Source organism: Paenibacillus sp. FSL R5-0713 (assembly GCF_037973325.1).
In the GTDB taxonomy this organism is placed as follows: Bacteria; Bacillota; Bacilli; order Paenibacillales; family Paenibacillaceae; genus Paenibacillus.
The window spans coordinates 6,036,179-6,053,667 of record NZ_CP150229.1 but is presented as its reverse complement, the minus strand read 5'-3'; the positions used below and the strand labels follow the sequence as shown (position 1 = coordinate 6,053,667).

Below are 17,489 nucleotides of genomic sequence, written 5' to 3'. Positions count from 1 at the left end.
TAGGAAACTACTCTATTTACGTATGATTCTATCTTTTATTCTTGTTTACAAGTTTCTGTGATATGCTCACAGACATCATTTATATTAACTTGCTCATAACTCTGGAAAGGGGGTGCGACAATAGAATGAGGAATACGAGCGACCCTATTAAAGAAAATTCCAATGTTATGAACGCCCAAGGAGGAGACAAAAAGGTTATGAAGAAAATTTTATCCGTAGCACTGTCTACAGCAATGGCATTCTCAATGTTTGCATCTGTAGCATTCGGTGACACAGCAGTAACACCACAACAACAGTTTGATGCATTGAAAGCAAAAGGTATCTTCAATGGTTACCCAGATGGCACAGCTGGTCTGGACAAAGAGATGACTCGCGCTGAGTTCGCAAAAGTTATCACTAAATTGCTCGGTCTGAAAGAGATCACTGGAACTCTTTCTTACACTGACAAAAACTACAACGCTAATAACTGGGCTGTACCTTATATCGAAGCAGTAACTGCTGCCGGTATCATGGAAGGCACTAACGTTGAGAAAAAACTCTTCAGCTTCAATGGTAAAGTAACAATTCAAGAGATGGCAACAATCTTGACTCGTGCACTTGACCTTGAAATCCCAACTGAAACTAACAACAATGCAGCAGCATGGGCTAAAGGTTATGTTCAAGCAGCGATCAACGCAGGTCTGATCGACGCTAACGCTAACTTCGCTGGCAATGCTTCCCGCGAATTGTTGGTAGGTGCAGCTTACTCTATCGATCAAGCTCAAAGCTTGAAAGTAGAATCTTACACAGTAACTGAAGGTGGAAAAGTTGTTGAATTCAAAATCAGCGACGGCGAAACTGTAAAAGTAACTTTGGATAAAGCTCTTGAAGCTAACAAAGAAACTGAAGTGAAATTCACTTACAAAGATAAAGAGTTCACTGAGAAAGTTACTTATGTAGTAACTGCAGCTACTAAAGTTCAAAGCGTTACTGCTGACAACTTGAAAGAAGTAACTGTTACATTTGATGGTGATGTTGATGCTAACACAGCAGAAGACGTTAACAACTATCAACTGAGCAAAGATATCAAATCTGCAGTTTTGTCTGCTGACAAGAAGACTGTAGTATTGACTTTGGATAACGAGTATTACACAGGTGGTAACAAACTCGAAAACCAAAAAGCAATTAAATTGACTGTTAGCGGAATCAAAAACTCTGACGGTTCTAAAACAATTGCACAAGAAGTTACTTTCACACCAGTTGATGTAACTACACCAACTGTAAAAGAAGTTAAGGGTCTGGGTACAGGAGCATTCCAAGTAGTGTTCTCCGAACCAGTTGATCGCGCTTCTGCAATCACAACTTCCAATTACAAAGTAGACGGTAAAGTAATCTCTGGTACTGTGGAATATGCATTCCCTAACAGTGTTATTATCACTACTGCTTTGACAACTGGAGATCACAAATTGTCAGTTAGCAACGTTCAAGATTTCTCTGGATTGAAAGTAGTTCCTGTAGAATCTGATTTCGCTGTTGCTGCTGATACTGAAGCTCCTACTGTAACTACTACAAAATCTCATGATCTGCAAAAAGTTGAGATTGAATTCAACGAGCCAATCAGATCTTACACTCGTGTATATAACGGTACTTCTTCCAAAACTGGTGAAGTTACACGTTCTGGTAACAAATTGACTGTTACATTTACTAGAGCTAACGCTCTGAGTGTGGGTGAAAACACGATTGTTATCGAAGGCGCTACTGATTACAGTGGTAACACTGCTACTCGTGAAGTGAAAGTTACTCCAACTCTGGATACTGTGAAACCAGCAGTAAACAATGTTGCAGTATCTACTGAGAGCGGAAACCATGTACTGAAAGTGAAATACAGCAAATCTGTTTCATCTGCAACTAACGCTACTGGTACAGCTAAAGCTAACTACACTATCAAAGATAAAGATGGTAAAGTAGTTGTAGGTTACGGTTTGGATGGAAGCGGACACCCAGTTAAAACAATCGGTTTCGATTCTAACACAAATGAAGCAATTATCACTTTGTCTGGATACCTTCCACAAGGAAGCTACACTGTAGAAGTATCTGGAGTACAAGATAATGCTTATGTTCCTAATACAATTGTACCAGTATCTTCAGCAATCACTATTGGAAATACTTCCGAATTTAAAGTAACAAGATTCTGGAGTACAACTGAAAATACAAATGGTGCAAAACGTGACGTGAACTTCTTCGTTACATTCAGTAAAGCTGTTGCAACTGAAGGAACTGGTAACGCTTTGGAGAAATCCAAATATGCACTTAAATGGACTACAGCAGCTACTTCCTACGAAGCACTGCCTAGCAATGCTACAGTAGAATTGGTTACTCCGGAAACTGTTAAAATCACAGTTCCGTACACTGAGAAACAACTTGATGCAGCTGATGCTAAATTGCGTGTATCTTTAGTAGCTGATCAAGCTGGAAACTTTGCTTACACAGACAATAGCTATGTAAGTGGTGAAATCGATGTAGTTGGAACTGCAGTAACACTAGTTGCTGATTCTGTTAAAGCTACTGCTACTAACAAAATCACTGCTAAATTCAATGGTATCCTGAATACAGTTGATGCGAATGACTTTACAGTTCGCGTAGGTACTAGCAATTATGCTCTTGTACTTGACGGACAACCAACATACTCTAACGGTGATACAGTCGTTAACTTTGCACTGACTGGTGATACTAAATTGGATGCAGCTCCTACTGCGAAATTCGGGTTGAAAGCTTCAGCAGCTGATGCAAACGTGGCAATTACTCCTAACACTCAAGATAATCTTGGTGTACGTGTATCTGTTCCACTTGTAACTGCTGGACCTGATGTAATTGATAACATTAAACCTTCAACTGTTAAAGTTGGCGATAATGAGATTCAACTTGCTCAAGGTGCTTCTGCTACTGAGTATGTAGCTAAAGTTAAATTTAATGAGGAAATTGCTGTCGTTCCTGGTACTAACGTTGTAAAACTCAGCGTAACAGGTAAAACAGTTTCCAACGTTTCATACGCAAAAGATACAACTGATCCAACAGTATTAAATGTTACATTCACAACTGATACTGTTGTTGTAGATGATTCTGTTGTAACTGTAGAACTGAACAGCAGCAACACTGCTTCTAAAATTATCACTGATAATTCTGATGAGAAAAATGCTGCTGATGCATTCTCACTGAGCGGTGTAGTTCAAGCAATCAAAACTTTCTAATTAATAACTAAATAAGAAAAAGCCGTGTGTCCCTAGGACACATGGCTTTTTCTTATTTGTTTGAAGAAATAGTTACATACAACAACATCGTAACTTTCTCCCCTTCCCAAACGTTTATACTATAAAGCAACAAGCAACTTATGGGAGGTTTGGAAGTGAATCAAAAGAAAATGTTTGTGAGCTTGCTCGCAAGTGCAATGTTGATCAGTTCAACCGCTGGCATCGCCATGGCAGCGAGCACAACCAATAAAACGTCTGCCACCAGTTCAAATAGCAGTATATCGAAGAAAACAACAACGCAGAAAATTGTACATACACTCGGTAACCTGTCGGCTGTTAAAGTGACAGCACGAAGTTCCGTAAGATTAACAGATGTCAATATTTTGGCGCAGGACGATGGCAATGTGGTTACGTATACATTGTCTTACAAGAATAATGACAGCACCCCAATGATGATGCTCGATTACTGGAGCAAGGTGAAAACCAAGGGTGGAACATTGTTCTCGCCTAAACTGATCGCCAAAGATCAGGAAAAGAAAACCGTCGCGCCTGGATCAACCGTTGAGTTGACCTATGTTATGAAAGTGGGTCGCGAGGTGAAACTCAGTGATCTGAACTTCCTCATCGTGAAGTGGGATTTCAGTCAAGCTAACTATGAACGTACGCTGGGTAAATTTAACGTGCCCGCATCCTATAGCATTACCACACCTGTAGGTAAGCCGAAGACGGTTCGTCTGAGTGATTCTGCCGTGAAGGTGAAAGTATCAGGCATTAAAGTGTTTCCAGGTGAAGATAAGAATCAGTATGTGAAAATTGGCGTGAATTTAAACAATATCAGTTATAAACTACTTGAAAATCCGAATATCAAATGGATTTTGCGTACGCCAAGTGGGACGAACTATCCGCTAACCCCGGATAAAGACAGCACGAATGTTAGCATCCAGGCACAGGCCAATAAGGCACTTAGCCTGATGGCATCTCTTCCTACGTCAGTGAAGCTGCAAAAGTCTGAGTTGTTGCTGGTAGAAGAACAGGGTGAAGAGAAGAGTGTTCTGCCTGTTGCTGCACTGCAATTGCCAGAGGCTAGCAAAACGAATGTAGAGGTTGCTGCCAATCAGCCCAATATCATCTCTGTTGAAGGACAACGACTGTCCACATTGCTTGAATCTGCCAAAGTTCGAATCGATGATGGTGAGTATAGTCTTAACCTTCAAATGAAGCTCAAGAATGAAGGGAAAAAAGCTATTAAGGTGCCAACATATACTTTTGAGGTACGGAATACAGACGGAACAGTCTATCCGATTGAAACTAAAGCATTGGATACATTGAAGTTGAACCCAGGCGATATTAAGACGATTAAGCTCAGTGCAACCCTTCAGGGTAATGGGGATACCAAAAAGATCAAGCTCTATGTAATGAGCCCGGTGGACAAAAATGAAAGTACAGAGTCAGCAACAGCTTCTTCTCCAACCAATGGATTTGTTTTTTCCTATCCTGTAGGTGTCTACGCAATCCCTGAATCGATATCCAGCGGAGATGGATTAACGACCGAAACGGTCATTAAGAATAACAAAGGTACATTTGGTGTGTCTTTTGGATCATTACAGCGTCTGCCGTGGTTGGACAGTGATATTGTTGCTGCCAAAGTAACTATTCGTAATGCTGGTACCAAAACAGTACAGCTTCCTGAGCTTGAAGCGATGTTTATGATTGATTCTGCTGAGATTGAAGGAGACAAGAAACTAATTTACACACAAAGTGGCAAGCTACTTGGAGCCGGAATGACAACCGAGGCTTACCTGTTGACCAAGATTCCTTCTGAATTACGTATATCTCGTCTGGAACTTAGTTTGAATGAGAAAGTTAGTGAAGAAGAAACCAATGAATGGATCACGTTAAATACATCTGGGTTAATTCCACCGTTATCTTATGTAGGAAACGGAAAGACATACACATCGGGTACGGCGGATAAAGAGACCGAAATGGGTGTGCGCAGAACGATTCGTTATCCGGGAACGTCATCGGACATTGTATATACCGAATTCGAAATGACGAACAAATCACTGCGTCAAAGTGGGCTTGGCAAACTTGTAGGTTACTTCAAAACATCGGATGGCCAGTATTACAGAGCAACTGCGAAGCAAGCAGAGCGTCTGCCTGGTCCGGGTCAGAAGTCGATTGTTACATTCTGGGCTAAGATTCCGAAATCCGTTACCTTCTCAGACCTGCGTCTGATTGTGGGTGAAGGAATTGCAGATAGCAAGTTTGTAACGGGTGAAGGGGAAGCAACTGCTTATGTGAATGCTCTGGCATTCGAAGTGCCGCCAACCTCCATTAGTGTTCAAGGCTCGATAACTAATATTGATCTCTATCCTTACTCTTGGACTGCCAACAGTGTGAGAGCATACCTGGCAGGCAGCTCGTCTGTACAGATCGAGATGAATTACAGCTTATCACGTAATGAAGAGATTGAGATGGGTGAGAACGAGCATAAGTTAATCCTTACAATGACGGATCAAGCAGGTAAATCATATGAGAAAGAGCTGACTTTGGGAACCGATCTGAAAGTGGGGACCAACCAGACACTGAGCTGGAGCATAGAAGACAGCTTCTTCGAGAAGCTGCGTGGTGGTTCGTATCGCTTAAGCGTAGATGATCAGTTCCAGGGACAACGTATTCGTCTTGCAGAGCAAAGCTACGGATATGACCTGACCAAACTTCCGAAGGAAGAACCTGTCGATATAAGATAGAGGCATAGATTCATAATCGTTAGATTTGTCTACAAAACCTCGTTTCCACCCCAACGGAAACGAGGTTTTGCTTGTGGCATCCCTATTTTTTCACTATAGTTAAAGTTAATAGATTACCAGAGGAGGAAAATGATTCAGATGAAACCTTATATGAAAGTATCCCTTGCTGCGCTCGCGATCGGTGTTGGCGTGTGGGTTGGGTCGGTATACAGCAATACAGCCATCGGTGCAGGTACAAGCCAGCCAGGAACAGCAGACGATCCGGTTGTAACGAAGAGCTATGTAGATCAGCAGATTCAAAAAGCATTGGGTGGCGGTGCTAGCACAGGTTCTGGTAACTCATCAAGTAGTAACTCAGGCTCTACGGGAACAGGGAACACGGGTAGCACAGGTGGAGATACGTCGCTTCCTCCACTGGTCTCAGGCGCTTCTGATGCCGTTGAGATTGTTACCGTGAAGCCGGGTCAACAGCTGATCGGCAAGTCTGGCGCGGAGTTCATTGTACGTAGCGGCAAAGCTGTGATCGTCAGTGAAGGTACGAATGGTGTAGCTGATCTGACGGACGGGATGGACCTGACGAATGGACAGGCAGCGCCGACCAATCATCTGCTCTCTTTTCCAAGGGATGGACGGGGGATCACGGTATTGGAAGGAAACAAATATAGCCTAACCGTAATGGTTCGCGGTGGATATACTTTGAAATAGGTTTTGCTTCTGTTAAAGGAATTATTCATTCGTCATACATTTCATTTGCTCAGATTACCCAGTTCTAACAAACATTAATACGGCTAGCCAGCCTTGTTCCTGCTCACTCTATAACTGTCGACAACCAATTAACGGAGGTGCAGGAACTATGGCTAGAAGCAATCGCAAAGTGGTACCCGAAAGTCGTCAAATGTTGGATCAGATGAAGTATGAGATTGCTGCAGAGTTTGGTCTTAATGTCGGGTATGGTGGCAGAGGATTGGCTGGTGCGGATACAGAATTTGGATCTGAATTGGGTGAAGTGAGTGATCACTCTTATGGGCAATACAAAGGGTGGGGACATCTGACTTCCCGCGAGAATGGATCGGTTGGTGGAGAGATCACCAAAAGGCTAATTCGTCAGGCAGAGCAGCACTTATAAGGCTTTTTCCTAACCCCAATTCGTTTGACACGTCTTGACAAATACGTTAAGATGGCATTTGAGGTATGCAACCTTTTCCACTAGGGAAAGGTTGATTTTCGTTTGAGGCAATTACCTGAAAAATCCTTATCTTCGGTACTGCGGACTCTGCGTCCTTATTCCATTATGGAAAGCTTCGAGGGTACAGTGAACGAATCGCTGTCATGTTTTGTTCGGGCAATCGCCATACTACTAGTTATGGGAGGTTGAAACTTCATGTCTGTTAAAGGCCGGCATCTATTTACATCGGAGTCTGTAACTGAAGGACATCCGGATAAAATCTGCGATCAGATCTCAGACGCCGTATTGGACGCGTTTCTTGCAAACGACCCCAATGCTCGTGTAGCTTGCGAAGTTTCCGTAGCCACAGGCTTAGTGCTTGTCATCGGTGAAATCAGTTCAGCTTCTGAATACGTGGACATTCCGTCCATCGTTCGTAATACAATTAAGGATATTGGCTACACACGTGCCAAGTTCGGTTTTGATTATAACACTTGTGCAGTTCTGACTTCTCTGAATGAGCAGTCTGCTGATATTGCCCAAGGCGTTAACGCAGCGCTTGAGAATCGTGACCCAGAACAAGTCGCTCGTGAAACAGAAAACATTGGTGCAGGTGACCAAGGTCTGATGTTCGGTTTTGCAACGAACGAGACACCAGAACTTATGCCTTTGCCAATCGCATTATCCCACCGTATCGCACGCCGTCTGGCGGAAGTGCGTAAGAATGGTACGTTGGAATATCTTCGTCCGGATGGTAAAACGCAAGTAACGATTGAATACGACGGTGACAAGCCGGTACGTGTGGATACCATCGTTGTGTCTACTCAGCACGCTGAAGAGACTACACTTGAACAGATACAAAAAGACATCAAAGAACATGTCATCTTGCCTGTCGTTCCAGCTGAATTGCTGGATGAGCAGACTAAATATTTCATCAACCCAACAGGACGTTTCGTTATTGGCGGACCTCAGGGAGATGCAGGCCTTACTGGACGTAAAATCATCGTAGATACCTACGGCGGTTATGCACGTCACGGCGGTGGTGCTTTCTCTGGTAAAGATCCGACAAAAGTAGACCGCTCCGCAGCATATGCGGCTCGTTATGTAGCGAAAAACCTTGTAGCTGCAGGTCTTGCAGACAAGGTGGAAATCCAGCTCGCGTATGCGATTGGTGTAGCCAACCCGGTATCGATCAACGTGGATACATACGGAACTGGCAAAGTCAGCGAAGAGAAATTGGTTGAGCTTGTGCGAAACAACTTCGATCTTCGTCCGGCTGGCATCATTCGTATGCTGGATCTACGTCGCCCAATCTACAAACAAACCGCAGCATACGGTCACTTCGGCCGTACAGACCTGGATGTACCTTGGGAGCAAGTGGACAAAGTAGACCTTTTGAAAGCTCAAGCAGGTCTGTAATTAGCTAACGTTATATGGATCATCAAATGAGGCCCTTGGTTCCGATATGGAATCAGGGGCTTTTTGCATCTTTTTACAAAATAAAGAACCATACATTTCCATTTTATTAATTGAAAATCTCTCTCTGACCGACATAAATATAGAGGTCTGTATATCAGACAATTAGGAAAATGAGATGAGGGGGAAGGTTGGGTGTTTGTGAAAAAAATGGCCCGTAAGGGATTGGCTAGTCTTATGATTTTGATGTTAGTCACTCAAGGGATACTCGCCGGATGGGGAGGAGTAGAGTCCGCATATGCCGCCGATGAGTTGACGGGAAAAGGAATTAACACAACGTCACCTGCTGTGAACGAACAACAGGCGAGTGGATCAGCACCACTGACGATTGATTTTATTAAGCCAGTAAAGAAAATCGACGCTTCTACTGAGGAAATTGTTGTACACCGGGTTCAGGATGACTCGATCGTAACGAGAGTTCCCGTAACGAATGCAGCAGTGACTGTCGTTGCAGATGATGCTGCTATTGATGCATATTTGGGGAAACGTGTGCAAATCCAGCTTCCTGCAGCTCTGCCTGGAGGTTCATTTTATGTTACGATTGGTAGCCAGTCTTTCGTATATGGGGACGGTCAACCGGTTGAGGGTCTGAACAAAGAGTGGACATTCCGCACAGCAGGAGTTAGTACAGCTCAATTAACAGGGCAGTCACCTCTTAATGCGGCATCCAATGTATCTCCTTCAGCCAATATTCAACTAACTTATGATCGGGCAGTGAAGGTTGGTGCAGGCAAATTACAGATCTATCGTGGCAGTACATTATTGGAAGAAATCGATGCCAATTCAACCCGAATTAGTTTCAACACGGCGAGAACCACGGTGACAATTGATCCAGTGAACAATTGGGCGAATAACAGCACGATTTACATAGCAGTTCCGGAAGGTTTTTTGCGTGATGACCTGAACAATGATACGGGAGCCATTCAGCGAACGATGTGGGGATTCAATGTAATATCCGATCCCACAGCCTTGACCGTATCCAGCCTGTCTCCTACAAACGGAGCAACGGGCGTATCACTCACTAATGAATTTACGTTGACATTCAACAAAGACTTGGACCGGAATTTCGCAAGTTCAGCTACGGTTAAGAATGCAAACGGCGGGATTGTGGCTTCCACGACATTAATTAGTACGTCCAACCCCAGACAGTTGCGCATCATCCCGCAAACGACTCTGACAAGCAACACAACGTATACGGTTGATATTCCTGCGAATGTGTTCCGGGATCAGACGGGAAATCTGTTCACTGGTCTGAATGGAGCCACATCGTGGACCTTTAGAACGTTGACCGTAGACACAACACCACCTGTACTGAAAACAGCCAAAATGTACAGCAATACGATCATTCGATTAACGTATGATGAGTTGCTCTCCAGTCTTGATCCGTTTGCTTCCAGCTTCACAGTGACGGTTAACGGAGAGAACCGGAATGTAAGTTCTTCCTATGTTTCAGGAGACAGTGTGTATGTTGTTCTGGATACTGGTGTAGCTGTAGGTCAGGTTGTCCGCATTGCCTACACACCGGGAACAGGAACACGTAAAATTCAGGATTTGTCTCTTAACGCGGCTCCAGCATTCGGAGCCAGAGATGTAGAGAACAGTCTCGATTCCATAATGTCTAAACCACGCGAAGGTACAGCTTATTACAATACAATTAGTCTCTACTATCCAGAGACCGTCTATATCAACTCTAGTGATGCAGTGAGACAATTCAGTGTTACAGCAGATGGGTCAGCGGTGGGCATCAGTAGCATATCCACCAATAACAGTTCGTTGGTAACGCTTAGTCTCAGTCGTTCCATACAGAATGGTGAAGTGGTACAAGTATCCTATGCGCCAGGAACATGGCCAGTGAAAGACAGTCGTGGTCAAGCTCTTGCTGGATTCAACGGATTCTATGTACGTAACAGTATTGATACGAAACCACCTGAGTTCAAGAGTGCAGAAGTGAGTGGTACGACGATGTGGATCAGATATAATGAGCCGCTGAGCCGAACGAATAAGCCACTCAAGAGCCAATATTCCGTATTGGTAGATGGTAAAGCCGTATTTGTAAATGATTCCGAGATTGAGGATGATCTGATTACATTGACGCTAGCCAACACAGTTGCCAGTACTCAAAATGTAACCTTTTCTTATGTGCCAGGTACCCTGCGGTTAACCGATCTAAATAACAATCCTGCAGGCTACGTTAATCTGGCTCCAGTAAAATATACCTTTGGTAACGGAAAAATATTGTCGGCAACTCTTCAAGGGGACAAAGTATATATTAACTTTAGAGATGCACTTCAGGCTCAGACGGCTCTAACTGCTTCACAGTTTAGTGTGCAGCTTGGAGGAACAACAACGAATGTCCTGAATGCTTCCATATCGGGTTCGATCGTGACTCTTAATCTATTGAACTCGGCAACAGCAGGACAGACAGGGACGGTCAGCTATACTCCGGGAGCAGTGCCACTGCGAGATGCGTTGAACAACACCATTACTGCGTTTGGACCGCTTCCCCTGCAACAAAATGGCAGTAGTTCGACAGGCAACCAGACGAACAGCCGGCCTTCCTGGCTGACAGAACAAGACTCGTCAAGTTATGGACAAGCATTGCTTGTGATGAGCACGGATACGGCAGCTACAGCTTCGATGATGTCACGCAACAATCGCTCTACTCGTCAGTTCAATGTAGACGGTGCGAAGCTTTTGCAGGCCTTCCAGTACGCAACAACGACTGGCAAAACAACACAACCTGTTGTATTCGAAGTCCCTGCCAGTGAATCTTCTGCTTATGTAGGATTCCCGTTGAACACATTGGCTCAGGTTGCATTAAGTAACCGTACAGGTTCAATCGGTATCAAATATGGTGACCGTCTATGGATGGTTCCACTATCCAATCTGAATGTACCTGCAATGAGTCAAGCTGTAGGGGGAAACACAACCAACACCGATGCCTCCTACTTCTATGTACAGGTGGAGACAGTTCCTGTCTCCAGTTCAGGAACGATCGACGGAATGCTGGCGGTTGCTGGAGCACAGAAACTTGGTAATGTTACAGACATCTACCTCTCTGTGTTTAGTGGAAATACGAATCAACGGGTAGAACAAAATATTAAAAGCCAGCTGGCGCTGCAGTTGCCTGTAAACACACCTACAGCGACTTCAGGGTTTACGTATATTGATCCGACTACACTGATTCTGGCGAATGTGCCGCATACGTTTGCGAGTACAACAGGAGGAGTGGTTGTTAAAGGACAACTGAACGGTAACCAAACCATCGTGCCTGTCACTCATTCCGTGAGTTATCAGGATACCTCCAGCCATTGGGCAGGTGCAGTCATCAAAGAATTGTCGTCCAAATGGATCATTGGGGCCACGAATGGCTCCTATTACGGACCTAATCAGAAAATAACACGTGCCGAGTTTGCCGAATTGGTAGCGAAAGGTCTTGGTTTGAAAGGAGATCAGAATGCTGCACGTCGTTTCCGTGATATTCGTGGAGGAGATCTGACCAGTGCCTACATTGGTGCCGCGGCAGAAGCCGGCATTATTACAGGCAACACGGATGGTACATTCAAACCGGAAAGCGAAATCACGCGTGAACAGATGGCTCTCATGATGGTTCGGGCGATGAGCTACGGTGGGAAAACGGTCTCACTTCAATCCTCTGCTACGTCGACATTGTCCAAGTTCAAGGACAGCAATAAAATTCAGTCCAAGGATTCTGTTGCCAAAGCAGTGCAAGAGGGAATTATTCAAGGCATGACAGCGAGAACATTCGAACCCCAGGGGAACGCGACTCGCGCTCAGGCAGCAGTCATGTTAAAACGGGTTTTGGATAAGTTGGAATATCTATAAATTAATAGGGACACTTCAAGAGCTCATTCTTGAGGTGTTCCTTTTTATTAAGATGTGTGCAAATCTAACAATCTCTCGAGAGTTGAATTTTTATAGAAAGAGTGAATTTTATGAACATTACTAAGATAATCAAAAAAGCATTATATGAACGATTTCGAGAATTATCATTCGTTTATCAAGAATCTTCATCCAATCCTTGGGTTTTCATTAGATCTCGAATTGGTTATTCCCAAGAAATGATAGAGATTGATAGAAGCGATTGGGAATCTTGTACCATTCGTTGCACTTTCCAAACGGGTTCTAATTCAATTAGTAGTACAAAGCTGGCTGAAGGAAGTATTCGTGAGTGGTATGTATATCAAAGTAAAGAAGAACTGCATCAAATTCTTAACTATTTTGGTGAACTCGTAGAGAAATACGCTTTGCAATGGTTTGCAGAGCATGCAGTCGTCCTTTCGCCCGCACCACCCAATTATCTAGGTACTGAATGGATAGACTTTATGCATGATTTTATCGAGACAAATCATATTAAATTAGAAGATCCAAGTTCGGTTGTTATATTAGATGAGTTGATCAAACAGGAGATAGATCAAAATGAAACATACTCGGTAGGCTTTTGTTTTGGGGAAATTATTATAAAACGTTTTGGTGCAGAATGGGAGTATAATAAAGAACAAGGCCCGATGATTAAAAATATAGCTGGTAATCCTAGATTTAAACGATCACCACATGAATTGGTGAAAAAGGTATTAGAAAGTCGAAACCAATTATCATTGCAGAGGTACTATAATGATATTGAATTTGTGGTAGAAGACTTTTAAGTTAATAGGACATATATGAATTATAAATGGACTTCTGTTGTGCTGACTCGTGCACAGACGAAGTCTATTTTTTGATTAGTTGAACTACATAGCATAAACGTGTGGAATGGATTAACCAATAAATACCTCAAAGTTAGCTAGTGGCGTAACTTTTTCCACTAAAAGCAGTCTATTAATAGAAGAGTATACTAGGGATCTCGCTATCGGCTGCCTACTTGGCAGTGTTCGTGATGTCTAAGATTGATATACAAGATGGGAGAGACGTTTCAGACATGCTGGGGAAACATGGGAAACAGCTGGAAGACGTTAAGAGCAGTAAGGTGAAGAAATGGGCAATTGTGACGCTGGCGGGTGTAATCTGGATTGCACCGGTGATGAGCGCAGGTGAACAGATGTGGTCTGGCACTTCGTGGCAATCGGTGGCCGCAGCGGCATCTACGAATACAAGTAAGTTGAGTGAAGAAATTCTGACTTCCGGTGCGAAGCTCATGAAATACAGATATACGACAACACGTTCCGGTTCCAAGGTCAACGTACTGGCGGATGTGATCCAGGTGGATCTGCAGAACCCGTATGTGAAGCTGGATGTGATGACAGGCAAGGGCGGTAATCTGAACAGTAAACAGAGCACAGGTGCCATGGCTAAGGAAAATGGTGCAGTGGCTGCTGTGAATGGCGATTACTTCAATGTATCCGGTGAACTCGCGCCAATTGGTGGACAGGTCTCTGATGGCGTACTGGTCTCCACACCTTCCGAACTGTCGGGCATGTATGCACTCACGGTGACCAAGGACGGTAAACCGATGATCGACGAGTATTCTTTTGATGGAACGGTGAAGGCCCAGGATGGTTCAACCTTTGCTTTGCGTGGGATAAATAAAGAGGATTATACGGTAGAGTCGGGCGCGGTGAAATATAGTCATGCCAACTCGATGTATATCTATACACCGGCATGGACGTCCACCAAACGTCCGAATGACCCTTCCACAACGCCAACAGAGGTTCTTGTGCAGAACGGAGTCATTACCCAAATCTCGGATAAAAAAGCGTTAAACATGACGGTGCCGCAGGATGGGTACATTTTGCGTGCGCATGGAACAGCAGCGACATGGATCATGAGCCATCTCTCTGTTGGGCAAACCTTGGATGCGGATTACAAGCTGAAAGCCAAAACAACCGGGCAATCGGTTGATCCAAGTAATCTGGAGATGATGATTGGTGGTCATACCATTTTGGTGAACGGTGGCAAGGCAGCTTCCTTCTCCCGGGATATCGCTGCGTCCGGCATTGGTGGTATTCGTGCAAGAACGGCAGTAGGCTACTCTCAGGATGGTCGTTATGTCTACATCGTTGCAGCGGAGAAAAACAGTAACAGCAGCGGGATGTCGCTGACGGAACTGCAATCCTTTATGACCAGTGTGGGTGTCTGGAAAGGTATGAACCTGGACGGTGGCGGCTCCACAACGATGGTAACACGTCCGTTAGGTGAGCAGACCGCAGGTCTGACGTTCAACACAGAGTATGGCACCGAGCAACGTCAGGTTGTAAACACGCTGGGTGTGTTCTCTACGGCTCCAGCAGGTAAACTGAAGGGCTTTGCCGTGAGTGGCAGCCAAACGTTGCTGGTGGGGCAAGAGGGCAAGTACACAGCCAAAGGATATGACACCTACTACAACCCGATCGCAACAGGTGATATCAGCATGTCCTGGAAATCTAGCAACAACGGCATTGTGAGTGTCAGCAACGGCACGATCAAAGGCGTAAAACCAGGCACAGCAACGTTGACGGCAACGAGCAATGGAGCTTCATCTTCCATTAAAGTATCGGTACTGGGTGGAAGTGAATTGGCTTCTCTGACAGCAGGATCAGGTCTCGGTTCGCTCAAAGCGGGCACAACGATGTCCATTCCGGTAACGGTAACAACGAAGAGCGGACAAAGTGTGACGGTTCCGGCCGATTCGCTGACATGGGAATTTATCGGGTTCAAAGGTAAAGTTACGGCGGACCAATTAACCGTATCTTCGGTCAACTCTGGTGCACAAGTGGGATATGCGATTGGACGTTATGATGGTTACAGCACAGTCGTTGTACTCTCGGCTTCTGCAAGCGAAACGATCTGGGAGAACTTCGAAAATGTGAGCTATCCGATCAACTTCACGACAAACGCAGCGGGTGTGACCGGATCGGCAACTGTTACAGCAGGAACGGGTGAGAAAGCCGGCTCCAATGTATTGCAACTTGGTTATGACATGACTGCTGGAACAGGTAAAATGTATGCTTATGCACAACTGAATGGTTCTACCGGCAGAGAGGTATCTGCTGCAGCGACATCAATGTCGATGGATGTTATGGGAGATAAGAGCCTGAACTGGTTGCGCGCTGAATTCACGGATGCCAATGGCAAAACGGTATATGCCGATCTTGCTAAAGCGATTGACTGGAGCGGATGGAAGAAGCTGAGCGTGGACCTGAACGGACTGAATATCGCCTATCCGGCGAAGCTGAAGCGAGTTTATGTGGTGAATGTGGAAGAGGGTCAGGATGAGCGCGCGAAGACAGGTACGGTTGCTTTTGACAATATCGCATTCACGATGCCTTCCAAGTCCAGTGAAGTTGGATTGCCTACGGGAACAGCTTCGCTTGTGCTTGGACAGAAATCGATGACGGTGAATGGAACGAAAAAGGTTATTGATGCAGCACCAGTCCTGAAAAATGGTACGACGTATGTGCCAATCAAACATGTTTTGGACGCTTTTGGTGGTCAGGCAAGCTGGGATAGCAAAAATCAGCGGATCACAGTATTACGTGGTAGCAAGCTGATTGATCTGGTTGTAGGGCAGAAAGAATTCATTCTAAATGGTAAAAGACAAAGCGCAACTGTTGCACCATACGTAACGGGTGGTAGGACTTTAGTCCCGCTCAGACTCGTTTCCGAGCAGCTTGGACTCACTGTAAAATGGGAACAGAAAACGAAGACCGTTACCATCTCATCGTGATATGGTATGATATATACCGGAAACGATAGAAATGGAGTCGAACAAACGTGGATTTACAAGCCGATGCCATAGACCGCGTCATTAAAAACGCCATACAAGTCATGGAAAACAGCAAATATCAAATGTTCGAAATTATGGACGCAACTCGCGATGAGCTGAAGACACTCAACGAGGAGTTGAAGTCGGTACTGAAGGAAACGGCGGAAACGATCGAGAAAGTAGATCAATTGGAGTTGAACTACCGCCGTTCCCGGATCCGGCTGACTGAGGTTAGCCGCGACTTTGTCCGTTATTCCGAGCATGATATCAAGCAGGCGTACGAGAAAGCAACACAGCTGCAGCTGGATCTGATGATTTATCGTGAGAAGGAAATGTATCTGAAAGCCCGTCGGGATGATCTGCAGAAGCGTGCCAAAAATGTGGAAGCTTCTGTAGAGCGTGCCGAGACCATCGGTTCGCAGATGGGTGTTGTACTCGAATACCTGTCAGGTGAACTGGGTCAAGTGACCCGGATCATCGAATCTGCCAAGAATCGACAAATGATTGGTTTGAAAATAATTTTGGCCCAGGAAGAAGAGCGGAAACGTATTGCTCGTGAGATTCATGACGGGCCTGCACAGATGCTCGCAAATCTAGTGCTTAGGACGGAAATTGTAGAAAGAATGCTCATTAAGCAGGATTTTAAGATGGTCCAGGCCGAAATAGTAGATTTGAAAGGCCAGGTTCGTTCCAGTCTTGAAGAAATGAGAAAAGTTATTTTCAATCTGCGTCCTATGGCACTGGATGATCTGGGACTGATTCCAACGCTTCGGAAGTATGTGCAGGATTTTGAGGTAAAAACAAAAATCCGGTCGCTTTTTGAAACAAGAGGTAAGGAACACCGTTTATCTTCCGCGATGGAGGCAGCGATCTACCGCCTCGTGCAGGAAGGTCTGTCGAATGCTGCAAAGCATGCTTATCCCACTTATGTTGTAGTGGAAATTACATACCAGGCTCAGCTCGTCAAAATTGTCGTTCAGGACAATGGGCTTGGGTTCAAACCGGAGCTTCTTGCAAAGAAAAGCAAGGATCATACCCACTTCGGTCTGATTGGGATGAGAGAACGGGTTGAACTGTTAGAAGGAAGAATAGAGATTGAGTCCGGAGAAAATCAAGGAACCAAAATAGTGATTCATATCCCGACAAACGTGGATAAGGGAAAGGAGTAG

9 protein-coding genes are annotated in these 17,489 nt (G+C 44.6%); all 9 read left to right on the top strand.

The features are described from left to right. Positions 1–197 precede the first annotated feature (197 nt). The 9 genes from MKZ12_RS27025 to MKZ12_RS26985 all read left to right on the top strand — a co-directional run bounded on the left by MKZ12_RS27025 (position 198) and on the right by MKZ12_RS26985 (position 17,489). Positions 198–3,227 carry an S-layer homology domain-containing protein gene (locus tag MKZ12_RS27025; protein ID WP_339257677.1) on the top strand — a complete coding sequence of 1,010 codons (3,030 nt, stop codon included), beginning with the start codon at positions 198–200 and terminating at the stop codon, positions 3,225–3,227. A gap of 155 nt (positions 3,228–3,382) precedes the next feature. Next, positions 3,383–5,977 carry a hypothetical protein gene (locus tag MKZ12_RS27020; RefSeq protein ID WP_339257675.1) on the top strand — a complete coding sequence of 865 codons (2,595 nt, stop codon included), beginning with the start codon at positions 3,383–3,385 and terminating at the stop codon, positions 5,975–5,977. Between the two features lie 138 nt (positions 5,978–6,115). Further along, a complete protein-coding gene (locus tag MKZ12_RS27015) occupies positions 6,116–6,682 on the top strand; it encodes a hypothetical protein (protein ID WP_339257673.1) in 567 nt (188 codons plus the stop codon). 148 nt (positions 6,683–6,830) lie between these two features. Beyond that, positions 6,831–7,103 (top strand): alpha/beta-type small acid-soluble spore protein, encoded by a 273-nt coding sequence (locus tag MKZ12_RS27010; protein WP_017691962.1) that lies wholly within the window; start codon positions 6,831–6,833, stop codon positions 7,101–7,103. Between the two features lie 255 nt (positions 7,104–7,358). Continuing rightward, the gene (gene metK, locus MKZ12_RS27005; protein WP_339257671.1) at positions 7,359–8,561 is read left to right on the top strand and encodes a methionine adenosyltransferase; all 1,203 of its coding nucleotides are present in this window, start codon (positions 7,359–7,361) and stop codon (positions 8,559–8,561) included. A 192-nt stretch (positions 8,562–8,753) separates the two neighbouring features. Continuing rightward, complete coding sequence (locus MKZ12_RS27000) at positions 8,754–12,464, top strand: SwmB domain-containing protein (protein ID WP_339257669.1); 3,711 nt, start codon at positions 8,754–8,756, stop codon at positions 12,462–12,464. Positions 12,465–12,574: 110 nt separating this feature from the next. Further along, on the top strand, positions 12,575–13,285 hold the full coding sequence (locus MKZ12_RS26995) for a hypothetical protein (protein WP_339257667.1): 711 nt from the start codon (positions 12,575–12,577) through the stop codon (positions 13,283–13,285). Positions 13,286–13,557: 272 nt separating this feature from the next. Continuing rightward, the gene (locus tag MKZ12_RS26990; protein ID WP_339257665.1) at positions 13,558–16,281 is read left to right on the top strand and encodes a stalk domain-containing protein; all 2,724 of its coding nucleotides are present in this window, start codon (positions 13,558–13,560) and stop codon (positions 16,279–16,281) included. Between the two features lie 47 nt (positions 16,282–16,328). Further along, positions 16,329–17,489 carry a sensor histidine kinase gene (locus MKZ12_RS26985; RefSeq protein WP_074092506.1) on the top strand — a complete coding sequence of 387 codons (1,161 nt, stop codon included), beginning with the start codon at positions 16,329–16,331 and terminating at the stop codon, positions 17,487–17,489.